Origin of the sequence: Pandoraea horticolens (genome assembly GCF_902459555.1) — a bacterium.
Lineage (GTDB): Bacteria > Pseudomonadota > Gammaproteobacteria > Burkholderiales > Burkholderiaceae > Pandoraea > Pandoraea horticolens.
Map to the genome: position 1 here is coordinate 78141 of NZ_CABPSM010000007.1, position 16615 is coordinate 94755.

5 protein-coding genes are annotated in these 16615 nt (G+C 64.7%); all 5 read right to left on the reverse strand.

What is annotated here, in order from left to right; genetic code table 11:
- Window positions 1–48 precede the first annotated feature (48 nt).
- The 5 genes from PHO31112_RS13340 to PHO31112_RS13360 all read right to left on the reverse strand — a co-directional run bounded on the left by PHO31112_RS13340 (window position 49) and on the right by PHO31112_RS13360 (window position 16410).
- A complete protein-coding gene (locus PHO31112_RS13340) occupies window positions 49–12309 on the reverse strand; it encodes a filamentous haemagglutinin family protein (protein ID WP_174995705.1) in 12261 nt (4086 codons plus the stop codon).
- 169 nt (window positions 12310–12478) lie between these two features.
- The gene (locus tag PHO31112_RS13345) at window positions 12479–13468 is read right to left on the reverse strand and encodes a FecR family protein (protein ID WP_174995706.1); all 990 of its coding nucleotides are present in this window, start codon (window positions 13466–13468) and stop codon (window positions 12479–12481) included.
- 195 nt (window positions 13469–13663) lie between these two features.
- Window positions 13664–14167 (reverse strand): RNA polymerase sigma factor, encoded by a 504-nt coding sequence (locus PHO31112_RS13350; RefSeq protein ID WP_150620950.1) that lies wholly within the window; start codon window positions 14165–14167, stop codon window positions 13664–13666.
- Entirely contained in the window at window positions 14157–14759 is a 603-nt protein-coding gene (locus tag PHO31112_RS13355) for a secretin and TonB N-terminal domain-containing protein (protein WP_150620951.1), read from the reverse strand. Before PHO31112_RS13355 ends, PHO31112_RS13350 begins: the two co-directional genes overlap by 11 nt.
- Window positions 14760–15084: 325 nt before the next feature.
- On the reverse strand, window positions 15085–16410 hold the full coding sequence (locus tag PHO31112_RS13360; RefSeq protein WP_246178146.1) for a citrate synthase: 1326 nt from the start codon (window positions 16408–16410) through the stop codon (window positions 15085–15087).
- Window positions 16411–16615: the final 205 nt, after the last annotated feature.

The window sequence follows — 16615 nt, forward strand, 5'->3', positions numbered from 1 at the left end:
ATCGAAGGGCAAATCCGCAGATTATTTTTTGTAACGCGCCGCCTGCCGTCACAGATGTGCCTTTTCCTCCCGCGTGAGCTGCATCTTCTGTGCTTCGGTCAACTCTCCATTCCCAACCAGTTGGAATGCGCTCGACGGGTCGTAGCTCGCCCTCGCCTGCGGCGCGAGCGATGCGCCCTTCTGGTCGGCGTTCGGAGCGGGCGCATCCGAGCCGCCGCCCAGCATCCGGATCGAGAAGATCGACGGCGCGCTCTGACGCTGCGCCGCCCGGTCACGCGCCATGGCGTCCTGTGCGGCGGTAGCTGCCTGTGCGGCCGTGGCGCTCGCATTGGTCAGCGCGCCGACATTGACCGCCGCAATCACCGGCAACCCCGTCGACTTGCCCTGCACCTGAACGTTGGCGGCGTTGACGATCGCCAGCGCTGCGAAGTTGACGTTGCCCGACACACGAATCCCGGCTTCGCCCGCGTCGATGGTGCCCAGCGGCGCGACCAGGTCGATGTCGCCGCCCGGCACCTCCGGCAGCGGCGCCAGCGTGGCGATACCGGCACCGCTGGACGGCACCGACGGCGAGAGCACCACGTCGCCCATGTTGTCGTACACGCGCTTGGGCGGGGTATAGAGCACCGTCGTCTTCGAGCCGCGACCCGCGTTGATGTCCCCTTCGGCCGACCACGCCTGAATGCCGCCGCCAAAGGTCGTCATCACCCGCGACAGACCGAGCAGGATGCTGTCCCGGCTGTAGAGCTGAATGTCGCCTTCGCCTTGCGTAACGACACCCGCGGTCGCGCCGGGCGTCACCCCTTCGACACCCACCAGCGTTCTGCCGCCCGGGTTCAGCATCTGGATGTTGCCGCCGAAGTTGGTGCGCACACCGGCATCGGTCGTGACAGGCGTCGTCACACCGTTCACCGTATTCGTACCCGTCACGCTGCTGAACATGGTGATCGCGCCGTCGTAGTTTTGCGGATTCCCCTGCACGTCGTTTGCCGGGAACAGCGTGGCGATGGCGTTTCGACCGCGCAGATAGCTGCCATAACGCGGGCTGCTCGTGTCGTTGTACTCGCGTCCGCCGAGCAGCAACTCCTTGAAGTACACCTCACGCACGAACACGCCCTGCTGCACCTGCGGCAACGCGAGGAAGTACCCGAGTGCATCGGCCGACGTCCCTGTGTAGCCGAAGCGACCCTTGAGCCATGCCGTCAGTTCGTCGCCATAAGCATGCGCAACCTTGCCACTGCCGGCCAGCGCACTCCCGCCGGCCAACTGGTTGGCCGGATCGAAGTACAACCTGGCGAAGCGCGTGTAATCGGGGCCGTTAGCGCCCACGCCGGCGAGCACCGAAATGTCTGCGCCACCGGTGGTGTTCGACGGGCGCATCACGTCGCCCACACTCGTGAGCATGCCGACATAGCCCTGATACAGATTGCGTCCTGCCTGCATTTCCAACAGGCCCGGTCCGACAATGTTCGCCGACTGATAGATGATGTCGCGCCCGGCCTGCATGAGCGTGATATCGCTGCCTGAAACGTTCGCAAACGTGTCCGGTAACGTGCCGACACCGACGATGTCGCGCCCGGCCATGACCTCGAAAGGCTTCGCCGCGACGTACCAGACGCCGTGCGTCGGAACAAACTGCGCCACAGGGTCGTTCAGGCTGACAAGCGTCTTGCCGATACTCAGATCGTCGATATCCACGCCGGCATAGATGCGGGCAGGCACGCTATCCTGCCCGTGCAGCGGCGACGTTAGGGTGTCTTCGCCATACGCAAGCGGATTGGCCGCAGTCTGACGAATCGCCGCGTCCGACGACGCGCTGCTGAGGTTTGGCCCCTTGATCGTATGGAAGAAGGGATGCTGCGGCGTGGCCAGGCTCGCCATGTCGGCGCCGGACATCGAGACCGTCGCGCCCTGCCCGTAGATCGTGCCCGCTGCAAACATTTCGAGTTGCCCCACCGGCGAAGCGATCAACTCGAGGTTGGTTCGCGGATCGTCCGGCGTCATCGCCGTATTGAACCGGATGTCGCCGTTGGCGGCCGTCACGCTCAGGCTGCCCGGGAAGAAGCTGCCGCCGTTCGCGTTGCTGTTGCCCGCGTATCCCCCGTCGATGGGCATGACGTCGCCACCGGCCGAGAACAGACGAATGCCGGTGGCCGGACGGAAGAGCGTGAACTGCGTGTTGCCGCCCTTGGTCAGGGAGCCCGTGGCAGTCGTGTAGAAGGTGCCGTCAACGTTCTGCGACGCCGTCATCCCCGCGTCGCCGACGCCGCCCAGCACGAGGTCACCCCGCGCGCTGACGCTGACCGTACCGTCGCCGGGGATCAGCACCGGTCCGCGCGTCTGCGTCACACCCTTGATCGTCGTAAGCGCCTGTGTGCGCGGATCGTAGGACTTCCAATAGCCGCCGTTGCCATATGCCGCCGTCGCACCGATCGAGCCCGCGTCGATCGTGGCGTCACCGCGCAGGCTCGTCACCGAACCGAAGTAATCGCCAGGACGGTCCGACTGCCCCACGGACGGACGCCCGTTCAGCATCCCGCCGACCTTCACGCTCAGATCGCCGCCGCCCGTCTGCACCAGGCTGCCGTCGAACAGCACACGGCCTGTTGAGGCGACAGCGAGGTCTAGACCCGTCGACTGCGCATTGTTGTCAGACGTCATCACGCCAGCGTTGCGTCCGGCCACCAGCGTCAAATTGCCGCCACCGAGCGTGCCGATGCCCTGGAAACCGATGATTCCCGGAGCGATATTGGTGGAATCGAGCACGGCCATCGAGCCGAAGTTGATCCCCCACGCGGTCGGGTCCGTCGTGAGCCCCGCCCCGCCCTGGCGCCACAGCCAATTCGACGTGAGATTGCTGTCGACGAAGCGCTGCGAGTTGTCGGCCATCTGGATATTGCCGGTCACATCCTGCTGCGCCGATATCAGCACGTCGCCACCATGCTCCGGATACCAGACCTGGACACCGCCGCCCGAACCGGCTGCCGGCAGGTTATACGGATTGGTACCGTCCACCGCGAGTATCGGCGCGGAATTCGTGCCCGCCGTATAGACGCCATACGGCGTGGCTTCGCTGAAGTTGCCGCCGGCAAGAATCTCGAGATTGCCCGTCCCGGTACGCAACACGCTGAAGGACTTGGCGCTCAGCGAGTTGTTGTACGCCGCATCGCTCAGCGTGGCATTCCCCTGTCCCGCGAGCGCACGTGCCGTCTGCAACCCACGCTGGTCGGCAGAGGTAACGTCTGCGCCACCGACAAGGCGAATCGAAGCGGAGGACGAACCCGGCGCGAGCATTGGCGCCATCGGCGACGTGGGGGCCGCCCCAGCAACGCCGGGCGTGACCACGGCTCCCAGAGGAGGCAAAGTTGCGACATCGAAGATGAGATAGCCGCTCCCCCCTAAAGAAGGCCCGGGATTGAGTGTGGTGCCCGCCGGGATCGTGTTACCCGGCCCATAGGCACGGCCAGCGATATCGACAAATGGAACGCCATACGCCGAGACCATGCCCTGATAGAACTGGTCGTCCGGCACGGTCCAGTCACTCATCAGTGTCACTGCGCTGGTATAAACGTAGCTGGGATTATTCAGACCGGTGTCCCCAGGCGACCACAACTGCGCATTAGGATCCGTCGAGATGTCGATCGGAGTGTAGACCGCTGGCGTGCCAGCGGACGACTTGAACCCGTCCGAAATACTGCCCCCGATCGTCAGATTGCCGCCCGCGCGCAAGACCAGCGCCATCGGTTCGCCCGCGCCATACGTTGCCGAATTCGGATCGCGGTCCGCCCCTGCGCCGTAGCGGTACTTCGACAGATCGATGTCGCCAATCGTCGACAGATCGCCAACGGAAGCGATCTGCACGCCCGGGCGCAGGTGGTAGGCGCTGCCATAGGCCGAGAGACCGGCCGTACGGGCCGCCAGCGCACCGTTGCCGGCAGCGGCGTTCATGAACGCAGTGCTGGCGGTGTCGTAACCGTCAAGCGTCGCCTGCGAAATCGTGCTGCCCGCCGCCAGGTGATACGTCCAGAAGCCGTTGAGCGCGACGCTGTTGGCACTGCGTATCGTCAGCGGCCCCGGTGCGTTGATGGCGATGTCGCCCGACGTTTCCCCCGTTCGCATCGCGTTGAGGATGATCTCGCCGTAGCGCCCGCCGCTCGGTGTGCCGAGATCGAACACGGCGCCCGGCGAGAGCGTCATCGTGCCGCCCGACGCCGTCAGTTCGATATGACCGCGATTCTTCGATTCGATGGGCACGCCGTAGCTGTCGACCTGAAGCTTCGCGCCGTGCGCGTCGAGTACCGCACCGCCACTGAGCGTAAGCCCGTTGCCCGCCGACAAACGGATGGTGCCCGGCGACGTGCCGGAAGCGTCTATCGTGCCGTTGACCGTCAGACTGCCACTGTCGACCGAGATGCCGACGTTATGCGCCTTCACACCGTCGCCGACGACCAGATCGCCCTGCTTCTGCATGAAGCTGCGCGAATCGAAGAAGCCCCCCTGCGTGAGCAGCGCGTTCAGTCCGGCAAAGTCGGCGAATGTGCCCGCCACTGCCCCAAAGCCGGCACTGATAAACCCCGGGTTCGCGCTACCGCGCAACAGGCCGTTCAGAGTTACCGTGCCGGTACGAGCGTCGATCGTAATCGCCCCCGCATTGCTGTTCTGCGCAGATACATCGACGATCGAGCCGGGCGACTGCGTTACGCCACCCTGCGCGCTCGAGAACGTCGCCGTGCCGCCGAAGCCATAGACGGTGTGTGCCTGAATCTGCGAGGTCTGCCCGCTCAGATCGATGCGGCTGCCGTCAGCGAGCACGATGTCGTGCGTGGCGTCCACGGCGAGCTTGCCGCTAGGCAGCAGAACGGTGCTGCCAATACGCACGTTATCGCCCGTCAGATCGATCTCTGCACCGGCAACCGTCGACGTTGCCTTGCTTGGCGTCGCTCCCGCCGGGGCCACGACATTGAGTGCGCCGCCCGCCGTATAGCCGATGATCGATTTCTGCGTACCGGTAAGCAGCGGCGTCGCCAGCGTGAGGTTACCGCCCGTGCCGCTCTGGCCGAAGACCGCGCCGCTTTGCGTGCTCAGCGCCTGAAACACGAAGAGCCTGCTGTTGCCGGCCGACACGATGCGGTCGCTGGCCGTCAGATCGACGTCGTTGAAGCCGTAGATGGTGCGCGTGACGCTGGTCGTATCCACCGGCACGAACTGGCCGAGATCGATTTCCTTCGCCACCAGGCTCAACGCGCCGCTGCCCGGGCCACCCGTCAATATCGCCGGTGCCGATGCCCCCGCCACGCCGTTCCACGTCAGCCGGTCGGCAGCAATCGTTGCGTGATCGCCTGTCGCGCCATAGCCGTAGATCGCCGGGGACTTCAGAACGACATCTACGCCCGAACCGCGCGTATCGAGACCGCTGCTGCCGAGCACGTTGATCGCCCCAGCAGCGCCCAGCGTGATCTTCTCGAGGGCGGGTGCGCCGCTCGACGCATCGCCATGCATCAGCGTCGAGAGCATGGCCTGATTGAACAGCATGCCCGCCGGATTGCCCGCGCCAGCAACCTGCGACGCATTGCCCACATTGAGCGAGCCCACCGCGAGCGTGATATTGCGCGCGCCGAACCGTGCCGTCGAATCGAGTGTCGACGAGCCATTGGTCGAGAAGACCAGCGTGCCTTCCGAGAAGAGCCCCGAACCCGCACCTATCGTGATTGCGCCGTTGCTCGATTGTGCGCCGCCGAATTCGATATTGCCGTTCGACAGGGCGAGCACCGTGTTATTCCCTGCGACGTAGGGCAGCCCCGTCGTCGCAGTGTCGAACGGCGCCGCCCCCTTGCCGACGGTCGTCAGCGTCACGTTATTGCCCAGCGTGATGTTCGTGCCGATCAGATAGATCTCACCGGCGGACAGGGTGATGCCACCGCGCAAGTAGAGATCGTTGACGCCGCTGTTGTAGACGGAGTATTGCTGCCCGAACACCGGGGCCGCGTAGCCGTTGATGCTCAGGCGCGGCGCGTTGATCGCGCTCAGGTCGTTTGCCGCAACCGACACCCCCGTGAATCCCGGCGTGGGGGTTCCCGTAGTGATTTCGCTGACGTTCTCCACCGCGACCTGTCCCGCGACACCGCCCTGCGCTGCACGGAACAGCGCCTTGCCGTCGAACGTGAAAGCCGGCGTCGTCAGCGCCTGATTGGGCGTGACGAACATGATGTCGAGCGCGCGACCGTCGCGCGGCAGCATCGGCGCAAGGTTACCGAACTGCGCCGCCTGACTCGTGAGGAAGTCGCTGTAGCTCTGTTCGTTGAACTGGGAATATTTGCGCACGGCCGTACCCGGCGTGACCAACAGGGTCGACGGCAGTTGGTTGACTACCGACGTGTTGGCGATACGCAGATACCCCGTCGTCAGATAGGTGCCGTTGCCCGCCGCCGTCGCGGTGGCCGGCAGGTTCTGGCCCGTACCGCCGATCTCGACGCGATAGGCCCCAGGCTGCAGTGCGTAGTTCGACGGCAGCAACGTGTAGGTGCCGGCAGGCAGGCCCGGCACACCGTTGCCGATGGTGACGCGCTGCCCCACGACCGGATCGCCCGCACCGTTCTCCGGCGCTACCGGCGCATAGGCCGACGCGTAGCCCGGCACGATGGCGTAGACCTTGTCGCTCGCCTTGCTGAGTTTCATGGTCGGGTTTGCATTGACCAGCGGCGTATTCAGCACGTTGACCGAACCGCCTCGCCCCGACACGAATCCCGCGCCGGTAAGCGAGCCGCCGCCCGAAAGATCGACCACCGCGCCGCCGTCCACTGCGATCGACTGTCCCTTGAGCCGGATACCGGAACTGATGCCCCAGCCACTCGGCGTGAAGCCGCCCGCTTGCAACGGCGAGATGCTCGCGCCGTTGTAGGTGTACGTCACGCCATCGAAGGTGCCGCCGTAAGGCATGGTGAGGCCGTCGGTGGATACCGATGTCACGCTGCCGGGCAACAACTCGATGTTCCGGGTGGTGCCCCCCGAACCCGGTACGTTATCGACTTGTCCCAAGATCAACGTACCCAAGGGCGCACGCACTACGCCGCCTTGTTTGATGTTCGGCGCCAACATCAGCAGCGTGCCGAACGCGGACATCGGCATGGCCGGCACGTCGGCCGTCGTGCGGCCCAGTGTCAGGGTGGCGTTGTAGTCCGGGTTGGTTGCCCCCGCGACGATGTTCGCCTTGGCCCCCGTCGTCGGATAGATCTGTGCCCCTTCGAAATCCAGATCCCACGGCGAGACCAGCGACGTTCCGGCTGCCAACTCCGTTGTCGGAAGAAAACGAATATCGCCCTGACTCACGAAGCGTGTCGTCTTGAAGCCCGCTGCGGGCGTCTGGACCCACTGGTTCAGATTCGTGTCCCAGAAAGAGGTGTTGGAAGAGAAACTGACTGGTCCCTGAATGTCGATGAGGTTCGCGTCGACCTCGAATGTCGCCATGGTCGGTGTCTTGGATGGCTGCACGTTGCCGATCGCCCCGGTCCGAATGCCGTCGCGATAGACGGCCGGTGTCGCGCTGAAGCTCACGTAGGGCGCAGCCAGCCGCACGGTGTTGCTCGTGGGCACAGGCACGCCCGCCTGGGGCGGGTTCGACGTGATGGCGTTCGCCATGAGCTTGAGGCTCTTGTCGAGCGAGAGCGACACATCGCCATTGAAGATCAGAAAGTCGGTCGACAGCAGCGACACCGAACTGAAGCCGCCGCCCTTGATCTGATCGACGCTCACCGCCGCCTGACCGAACGGCAACGAGGCCGCAGCGGAAGGTCCGGTGAGCGCGGCCGGAACGCCGCTGTGCTGTGTGACCACGAACTTCCCAGGGACTAGCACTGACATTGGAATCAGATTGTTCTGATCCTGATATTGCGCTGTTGTCAGCGACAGCGACAAATCGCCGCCCGAGGTACCTGCGCCACCTGCCTTGGCATGCGCGTTGCCGTCAAACACCAGACCGCTCATCGAGTTCAGCGCGATCGCCCCGCCGTTGGAGGCCAGCGCCATGCTGCCCGTGGCGTTCGACGGCTGCCCCGGCACCGTCGCCGTACTCACCTTCACCGCCGCGCCATCGGCGTTCAACTCCGCGCCCGGACGAACGATCACGAACGATACGCTGCCGTTCAGCGCGATGCTGCCGGCGTCCGACACGGTGCCGTAGATGCGCCCGGAGGCGTCGACCGCCGTGTAGCCAAAGCCGGAGACATCGAGCACGGCCGTCGGCCCCAACCAGATCGCCATGCCAAGGTTGTTGCCGACGGCGTCGAAATTGCGGGCGCTGGGCAGTGCGCCATCGGCTTGTGCATTCAGTGTGATCTTGCCGCCACGGGCGATCAGCGCGCCATCGACCGTGATCTGCCCGAACGAATCGAGCGTGATGTTCTGGCCTGGGTCGACAACGACCGATGCGCCCTGCCCGATGCTCACCTCACCGCCGGCCTTGTTGCCCTGATAGTCCTTGGTGATCGAACGCAATGCGAGACTGGCCCCGGCGCGCTGTGTGAGCGCAGCGGTCTGTGCGTTTTCCGCAAAGAGTTGCGGCAGCGCCACCTCCATGACTTTCGACGGATCGCTGCCGGTGGGGGCGCTCGCGCTGTTTGCCGTGAAGTGGTACACCGGCATGACCGGCGCGAGCTTCACGCTGTTGTCTACGCGCACGCCCTGCCCGCCGTTGATGTCGTAGCTTGAGAACCCCGCGCTGAAGAACGGCGTATTGCTGCCCGATGTGCCCGCGTCAAACGTCGGCACCGGTGCGACGGCGACGTTGCGCGCGAGCGTCGTGCCGGCCGGGATGACCACCCCTACGGGGTAGGTCACGTCCACGTTGCTGACCGTGCCAGCCGTGTACACGATACGGTATGGCAGGATCGAGAAGCCGGCGGGGAACACCTTCGACGGAATAACGGTGCCAGCGGGCATGCCGGGGCTGCCGTCCGCGGCAAACATATTGAAGATCAGCTTGCCCTTCGGCAGCGTGTCGCCCGGGTAGTATCGGATGTATCCGGAATTGGCGTCCGTGTTGTAAGCGAGTATTCCGACGCCAGCGGGTACGACCCAATCGGCTGCGGTGGGCGTGCTCGGCGCCACATCGAGCTGAATCGGCACCGGGAACGGCACGTCCATGATCAGCTTGGTGTGTGCATCGATCGAGGAGAACGGCAGCGGCGTGCCCGCAGGCACGGTGTAAGGCTCGGCGAGTTTCACCGCGACGTTCGCCGAGGTGCCTGCCGCCAGTTCGCCACCGGCCAGTGCCGCGTTCGCACCGATCATGATGGCGTCCGGCGTCGAGATCGTGAGTTTGCCGCCGCCGTTTACGCCATACGCGAGGATCGTGCCGTTCATCGTCATCGTGCCAACGCTGACGTTCACATTGCTCGCCGAGTCGCCAGCGATCAGCGTGACGTTGCCGCCGGTGCCGCCCCGGGTCTTGCCGTTGGCGAGGACTGCGCCGCCAGACGACACGTCGATCACACTGCCGTCGCCGATCGTCAGATCGCTGGTGGAATCGAACGTGACGTTGCCGCCGTTCAGGAAGGCAACCTTGGAGAGCGAATCGGGATCGGTGGCGCCGTTCACCCAGAGGCCGCGCACGTCGATTCGCGCGCCCGGCGACAACGTCAGTCCAACCGTGCCGTTGGGCTGGAACAGCGCCACGGGGTATTGCTCGCCCGCGCGCAGATAGGTGTTGGAGATATTGACCGTGCCGCTCGGCACGATGATATTGCCGCTCACCTCGACCCCCGGCGACACCAGATTCAGGCGGCCGCCGTTATCCAGCCGCAGGTCGCTGCGCACGTTGATATCGCCTGACGTCACAAGGTCCAGCTCGCCGTACCCGGTGGCATTCAGACGCGCCGCATCGAGCCAAAGCGTGTTGGCGCGTGTCGTGTCGAGCGCATCGCTCGCTTTCATTTGCGACGTGATGTCGTCGACTGCGCCGATCACGACGTCCGTCGCGAACGCATTCGTGCGTCCCACCCCCGTGTACTGGCCGAGCGTCAGCGAAGCGGCACGCGCAACGGCGAACTGGCCGAGTGCGTAACCGTCGGTGAGTCCGGACGGACGAGCCTGCGTCTGCACCGGGCCGGTGTAGACGTTGGCGATCACGTCGCCCTCGAGCACGGCCGTCGGTGCGGAGATCGACAGACGGCCCGCGTCGCGCCCGACCGTGTAGCCGTTTTGCAGCACGCGCGTGGGCGCGATGAGCGGGCTGGCGTACGACTCGGTCAGGTTCTTGCCCCAACGCCGGTGTTCCACCTCGAAGCCGCTGTAGACACCGGTGTAGAGCACGTTCGACGGCGCGGTATTGACGTTGTAGAGCTGACCGTCTGCGCCCTTGAGCCACGTCTGATTCAGATAGCCCGTCTGCACGTTGAGCGAGCCGCCCGACAGGTTGATGAACGCGCCCTTCTGCGTCACCACCTCGTTGCCGCCAATGGTCACTGTTCCGCCCTGCGCGGCCCACTCGCCGATGCCGTGCGTCTGATTGGCCAGATAGCCGCCGACTTCCAGCAAACCGCCGGAGGTGTACCAACGCTCGTTCGCGTAGCCCCCTACGGACGCCGGAACGTAGATCAGACGCCGGCGGTCGATGTAGACGTTCGCATTGTTCAGGGCGGTGTTGTCGCGGTTGCCCGGGGCGTCGCGCTGCTCGTTGCCTTGCACGTTGATCTTGACGTTGTTGCTGTCCATCGACAGCGAGACGCCGACCGCGCCCGAAACATCGAGTTGTGCCCCGTTTGCCACGAAACTGCGGCCGGTGGCGCTCACCGCCAGTTGGCCACCGGTGGCGAGCGTGAGCGAATTGCCCTGAAATTCAACATTGCCGCCGCTCACGATTTCGACGCGCGATTGATCGCGACGATCCGAGAGTCTCGACAAGTTGTCGAACAATCCGGACGACATGCCGGCGCGCAGCACGTCCTGTTTTGCGGAATCCTGCATCAACGCGGCGCGTTGGCTGTCGAGCGCCGTCGCTCCGTTATCGCTGATGAGCACCGACGTCAGCGCGCCACTGCCCAACGTCACCTTGCCCAGCGCGTCGCTTGCCGAGTTCAGCAGGTGAATCGTGCCTCGTGTGTTCACCGTCGTGCTCGACACCGCCGTGCCCAGTTGCTGCACGTCACGGCCCGCTAGCGTGATGTCGCCTTCCGGCGACATCAGCAAGCCGCTGTTCACCACCTTGCCCGCCGTGCTCTGCGCCACGAACTGCGGCGAAACTTCGTTGCCGCGGGTGGTCGACGGCGTGTTCGCGTCCGTGCCGACGCCCTTGCGTATCACGAAGCTGTCGCCTGCGGCCAACGCCACCTGCCCTTGCGGCGTGACAATTGTCCCCGCGTTGCTCACCTGATTGCCCAGCAGCAGCACATAGCCGCCGCCCTGCGTCACCGACGTCGGCGTGCGCGTCGTGATATTCGCCCCCGCCTGCACTTCGACCTTGCCCAGCGCATCGGTGAACGTCGGCGTCGTGCCGTTCGCGCCGTAGATTCCGCTCGTCTGAAACTGCGCGTCGCTCATGCGAGCCGCCGCCACCACCAGATTGCGCGTATCGACCTGACTCGTGCCGCCGAAGATCACACCGTTACGGTTCAGGAGCAGCACGGTGCCGTCGCCGTGAATCTGCCCCTGAATCTGGCTCGGACGCACCTGCGGATCGTTCACACGATTCAGCACCGCCCAGTCGCTTTGCTGCGCGAAATTCACCGACGTGTTGCGCCCGACGTTGAACGTCTCCCAGTTCAGGATTGCCTTATTGGCCGTTTGCTGGATGTTGACGTTGGTCTTGCCGTTGGCGCTCGTCTGCGTTGGCGTTTGAGCGTTGATCCAGCCCTTGGTCAGGCTATTGGTGTCGACCTTCAAACCACCTTCGGTCAGGCCGTCGGGGATCGTTGTATCGCTGCTCGCCGCTGCCGCGCGCGCAGTGGCTTGTGCGGCCTGCATCGCCGCGATGTTCTGTGCGGCCGAACTCAGATTCGCAATCGAGCGCTGCAACTGCGCATTCGCCTGTTGCTGTTGCGCCGAGGGGTCCATCAGCGATGTGACCGGCATGCCGTTCGGCAGGCGTCCCGTTTGCGAGGCCGTTGCCTGTGCGGCGCCGCGTGCGGCAAACCATGCGTTGCTGAACGCCTGTTGCGCATGCGCTGCCGACGATGCCAGCAGCGTCAACGCCGCAGCCTGCACAAGCGGCTTACGGTGCAGGCTGCGGATGACACGCCCCAACCGGCGGCGTTGCGACTGATTGGGCGAGTCGTTGGAATCGGGGGAAGCGAGCGAGACGAAAGGGTTCGGTTGCATGTCGAATCTGCAGTGGCAATCGGTTAGCGGCCGCCGCCATCTCATCGATGCAAGCGGCCTTCCCTTTGATGACGACGCTCACTCCTCAAACCCGCAAAGACGCTCTCGAAAATTTCTCGCTCTCCGAAGTTCTCCGAATCCGCCCCTCACACCTGCCCGACGATTTCCGTTATCCCACGACCACGATGCCGCCAGGTAGCTGTGTCACACTCGCGCCCAACACGGCCTGAATCTGCGCGAAGATCTCGCCGATCCGGTCGATACGGAATCGTCCGCTCAACCGGCTTTGTGCGAGACGACTGTCGAACACCATCACTCGCCCCGAGCGATAGCGATTGATTTCGCCAATCACATCGGCGAGCGGCGTGTCACGAAACACGAGCACGCCCGAGCGCCATGCCGACGTTGCCGCCGTATCGACGGACGCGGCGCGCCCCAACTGCTGCCCTTCGTAGACCACCTGCTGGCGTGCGGCCAATTGCACGCTGCTGCCCCCCACCTCGACGCGCACGCCGCCGGAAACACAGGTCACGCACACACGTGTCTCGAGGTGGCGCACTTCAAAGTTCGCCTGAGTCCCGATGGCGCGACCATCGCCTGCCGTCACGACGAACGACGCCGGGCTGCGCGAGTTGTCGACGGCAATCTCGCCATCGAGCAGATTCACGCCGCGTCGCGCATCGGCCGCGCCGTCCTTGTTCGTCAGTGCAATGCTGGTGCGGGTATTGAGATCGACCTTGACGTTACCCGCCAGCGCAATCTGACGTTGTTCGCCAGTGGAGGTGCGATAGTCGGCGCTCGCCATCGACGCCATCGCGCCCCAGAACCCCGTAGGGGCCACAACGACCGCGCCTATGCCAGCGGCCGACGCCAGCGCACCGCCGAGGAACATGCGGCGTCCCGCGCGTGCGGGGCGGCGCACCTCGGCGCTCGCGCGTGCGCGCGCCATCTCGCCGGCAGGGCCAAGGTCACGCCATAGATCACGTGCCTCGGCGAACGCCGCGGCGTGTGCCGGGCTCGCGTCGCACCATTGCTTGAGCGCCTGCGCGTCTGCCACAGTGGCCTCGCCGGACGTGAGACGTCGCACCCATGCATGGGCGTCGCGCCGCAGGGTCTGCGTCGTGGCGGATCGGGTCGAGCTATCGGGTGCAGCCTTCATGTCGGGTGTGTCTGTCGATCCTCTGCTTGCGGCGCCGCCAGGCGTTCTCTGAGTTGCCGGCGGGATTCTGCCCAGATTTGGGGGCGTCATATTCACAAGACGTTTCCCGCGAGCGGTTTCCGCAAGTATTTTTGAAATTATTTTTGCCCGCTTCGCACAATCGTCACGATGACGTGGCAAACGGACGGTCGTTTGCTATCGTTCCATTTGGTCGGCACAAAACTCCTGCGCCCGCTTGAGTTCCAGTTCGACAAGCCGCAACGAGATCCCGAAGCGCTCGGCCACCTCGCGCTGCGCAAGGCCGTCGAGTCGCACCGCGAGCAGAATGTCACGACGGCGCTGGGGCATTTGCTCCAGCACACGCGCGAGTTCATTGAGATCGGAGTTCGCTTCTGCGATCTGTGCGGGCCCCGGCTCCGGACTCACCAGATCGAGCATCGTCTCGATCTCGCCGACACTCAACCGGCGGTCCTCCGCGCGCTGCTTGTCGATGGCGGCGTGATAGGCCATCCGGTACAGATAGGCACCCGGATTGCGCACCGGCTCGATGTTCTCGGTGTTTTCCAGCCGTAGCCACGTGTCCTGCAACGCGTCGCCCGCCAGATCGGGCGAACCGAGCTTGCGCGAGAGCAGGGTCTTGAGTTGCCCGTAGCGTTGCACGAGCAGTTCCCGTAGCTTGGCGCGTGGGCTATCGGCCATGTGCCCCTCCGGTCGTCGCGTCGTTCGCCGTCTCGCATGCCCAACTGCGACCGGACGCCCGGGGCAACACCACAAAGGTAAATGGCTGCGCCAGCGCCGCCGGTGCCGCTTCGCCGACTCGCGCGCCCTGCAACGTGCTGAGCACCAGCGCGTCGACAGTGCGGTCGCCACTGGAACCGAGCAACGTCACCGGGCCGATCTCGCCGGCGGCATTGATCCACAAACGCAACGCGATACGGCGCGCGCCCTGTGCAAGCACCGGCTGCGCACAGAAGGCGTCGTGCACGCGCGTCTGTATCAATCCGAAGTAGCGACGGGCAGACGCGGCATCGACGAGCGCGCGATCAACAGAGCTGGACGAATTCTGTTGCGCAGGCACGAGCGCCACGGTCTTGGCACCGGTATAACGGGACGTCAACCCACTGCCTTCGAGCAGTATCTGGAGCGCTGCGCGAGGGGACATCTCGCCTTTCACGGGCGCGGAGATGCGCCCTGCGGTGAAGGAACTGTCGTAGAGCAGAGAGACATCGGTGAGGGCGCCGTACGCCTCAAGCGCAGACTGCAGCGGTTGCGCCGCAATGTCGAAGGACAACAGCGGCTGGGCTCCGGCCTCGGCAGGGGTTACGGCGCCGGGAGCGACGTCTGTCGCCCAGACACGGGCAGAGCAAGCGCAGGAGCAGATCATCGCGATGCACAGTAACAATATCGGCCGCGGCGTGCTTTTCGCTATTTTTCTGAGCATGTCCGCGCTACTTGGCACACGGCTCGCCCGGGCAAGTGTGAGCACTCTCGGGGACGTGCGGAATTGGAGTCTTCGTGCAGCCTAGCAGTCCAAGATGAATTTTTTGTTACAAGCGGCGTTTTTTCTGGCGCAACGACGTCTGACACCTGACGGGGTCTGTCGGGAGCTTGCGGCGCTATCGCGAAACCGGCGTCTCGAAAGTCTCGAACGATTCGGATGTCACTGGGCCACCCAATCCGTACTTCGCGCGCGGGCGCAACATGAACGCCTGCGTGCGCTGCTCCATGACGTGGGCGACCCAGCCGGCCGAGCGGCCCACGATCCAAAGCGCGGTGGATGCCCCGTCGGGCAATCCCAGCGCACGGGCCAGCGTGACGAGCCCCGGCGCCAAGCCGGGATGCGCATTCAGTTCGCTGCGCATGCGCTCAAGGAAATCGAGCGTCAAACGCGTGTTCTCGCGCGCCGTCGCGTTCATCGCCCCTTTGCCCGTCTCGTCCATGAGCGTGCGCGCCATCTGCATCATCAGATCGGCGCGCGCGTCGCCGCCCGGATACAGCGGATGGTTGAAGCCGAACAGGCTCGCGCCGTACTCGCGCACACGATCCACGCGCGTATCGAGCGCATTGAACGGCTCGCAAAGCAACAACGTCTCGATCTTTTCCGTGCTCGTGCCCGTGGAGAAGCCGATATGCGAGCCGATGGCGGCGGCCACGCAACTGAACAGGTCCGCATGGGTCGATGCGGCGATCCGTGCCGAGAACGTGGCCGGGGCCAGCTCGTTATCGGCCAATAGCACGAGGGCGGCGTTCGTCGCGCGAAGCCTTGCGGGCGTCAGCGCGCCGCCCGCTGCGCGCAGGATATGTCCCGCGACGTTGTCCCCTTCGACGCGCGCCACGAACCGACGCTGCGGCCCGAGAAAGCCGACGCAACCGGCCATGCAGTGCAGCATCATCCGCGCGGCCTGTACCGCTGTACCATCGGCCAATTCGCGCGGCCCCCGACCGTGCATCGCCAGCGCAAATGGCACCATGCCCAGCAGATTGCCAATGTCCGCGCTCGCGACTTCGCCGTTGTAGGTCGACAGGAATCGCAGCACGTCGGACGGCGTGTCCTGCATCGGCCACTCGGCAATGCTGTCCTGCCAGATTCCCGTCATCAGCAGATGCACGACCGATTCGAACGACGCACCGCCCCCCGCCAGATCGATCGCCAGCCGGTTGCGGTATCGCGGACCATGCGGCGTGATCTGCGTGATGGCCGAATGCAGCACAGGGTCGCCGAAACGCATGGTCGATTCCGCCACGGCGCCGGTGGGCGCGCGCCCGCGCTTGCGGGTCGCCAGACGCTCCACGTCACGTCGCAAGTAGAGACTCTTGCGCCCGTCCTCATGCGGCCTCGCCCGGATCAATCCCCGGCTCACATAGGCGTAAAGCGTGGCGGGCTTGATGTCGAGCACGCCCAACACTTCCTCGCGCGTCATCAGGTCGTTTTGCTGCGTCATGGTCTGCCTCGATGTTCCCGTCGCCCTCTCACTGCGGGCGGCTGCTCATGATTCGGTCGAATTTGCGAGACATGATGCCACAGGCATATTGACTTTAAAAATCAATATTGATAAATAAAAAATCGCCCAGTAAAGTCGACTCCGGATAGCACAACAAAGACACTGCGGGCCCGGTCTTCCCGGCGCGCGACAGGTCGCCCCATTC